2 protein-coding genes are annotated in these 1,746 nt (G+C 43.4%); one reads left to right on the top strand and one right to left on the bottom strand.

Annotated features, from left to right (window positions below; genetic code table 11):
* Positions 1-717, top strand: a 717-nt coding sequence (locus tag AB4653_RS28475; RefSeq protein WP_372105993.1) for an alpha amylase C-terminal domain-containing protein, incomplete at its 5' end; no start/stop codon positions are given.
* A gap of 151 nt (positions 718-868) precedes the next feature.
* Here the strand turns inward: AB4653_RS28475 and AB4653_RS28480 are convergent.
* Positions 869-1,708 carry an energy-coupling factor transporter transmembrane protein EcfT gene (locus AB4653_RS28480; RefSeq protein ID WP_012600180.1) on the bottom strand — a complete coding sequence of 280 codons (840 nt, stop codon included), beginning with the start codon at positions 1,706-1,708 and terminating at the stop codon, positions 869-871.
* Between the last annotated feature and the right edge of the window lie 38 nt (positions 1,709-1,746).

A 1,746-nucleotide genomic window follows, 5' to 3' on the forward strand; every position in this document is an offset into this window, starting at 1 on the left:
CACGATAGCTTGTCTTACATTCAAGAAGATCCAATCAACCGTAAATATCACCACGATACGATTACCTTCCCGTTGGTTTATGCTCACAGCGAAAACTACGTATTGTCTCTGTCTCACGATGAGGTGGTTTACGGTAAAGGCTCTATCCACAACAAGATGCCGGGTGATGAGTGGCAGCAAACGGCTAACCTACGCGCTTACATGGGTTACATGTATGCACAACCGGGTAAAAAGCTGAACTTCATGGGCGCTGAATTCGGTCAAACGGCTGAATGGAATCATGATGATCAACTGCAGTGGTTCTTGTTGGAATATGAACGCCACCAAGGTGTTCAACGCTTAACGAAAGATTTGAACAATCTATACCGCTCTGAGGCGGCAATGCACGATCTTGATTTCGACCCGAAAGGTTTTGAATGGCGTCTACAAGATTCTGCTGAAGCAAGTATCTTAGCTCATGAACGTATTAGTGAGTCGGGTGAACGAGTATTGGTTGTTTCTAACTTTACGCCTGTTCCTCATGAGCGTTTCCGTCTAGGTGTTCCAGCCCAAGGCCAGTACTCGCTATTGCTGAATACTGACTCGGCTGATTACGCAGGCAGCGGTTTTGAAGTGAAGCAGGTTGCTAAGGTTGAATTAGTAGCAAGCGAAGGTTTGGAGACGTCGATTGAGCTGCGTTTACCACCACTTTCAACGGTGTTTTACAAATTAAACTAATAACAATCACAGTAAGTCAGTGATCACAAAGACGACAAAGGGAGCCCTGAGGCTCCCTTTTTTGTTTTGATTTTCACTCTAAAACGGCTTGAATTTCGTTAAGTAGAACATCAAGCAGCATGTTATATAAGCGTCGCTTTCAATGAAAAACCTAAAATGGATACCAGAATAATTGTGGTTCTAAAACACGTTTTACGATCGCTAACACAACGATAAAGGCGATAACCATTAGCCAAACATAATCGATACGTTTCAAAGGCGCATAGCTATACCAAGTCCGTGACTTATGTCTGCCAAAACCTCGTAACGTCATTGCGTTTGAAATCTCGTCTGCACGGTCCAAACTAGAAAAAATGAGCGGACCTAGAACCTTAGCTACGTTTTTGATACGAGTGAGTAAAGGTGCTTTTTTCGATAGTTCAACGCCACGAGCCTGTTGAGCATGCATGATATTGATGAAGTCTTTTTTAACTTCAGGTAAATAACGCAGTGTTAAGCTGACCGCATAGGCGATTTTGTATGGAACGCCAATACGGTTGAGGCTTGCTGCAAACTCGGTCGGGTGCGTGGTAAAGACGAATATTAACGCTATCGGGAACATACTCATGTATTTGAGCGTGACAGTGATTAAATAAAACAGAGTCTCTTGGCTCAACGAGTAGTTACCCGGCAGTGTCAGCAATAGGGTCTCGCTGCCGATGAGCTCTGTACCTTGCTGTGGAGCAAGCAGATACATGAACAAAGCATTTAGGCTTAATACACTCACCGTTCCCAATAACAAAGGCTTATAAACGCGCACAGGTACATTAGTAAGCTTTAGCAGGAATAAACCAGTCACAATAAGCAACGCAATCAATCTCAGGTCGAACGTAGTCAAAACCACAGTGACCCAAGCGAGAAAAAGTACAAATTTAGTGATGCCGTTCAATGCGTGTAACGGTGACTTAGTATCAATGTAATTGATGCCAAATTTTACTTTTGATGCATTCATAGCGAGCTTCTCTCGTCGTCGATGAAGTACTGCATAAA

The organism is Vibrio sp. 10N.222.48.A3, from assembly GCF_041475345.1.
Lineage (GTDB): Bacteria > Pseudomonadota > Gammaproteobacteria > Enterobacterales > Vibrionaceae > Vibrio > Vibrio tasmaniensis_A.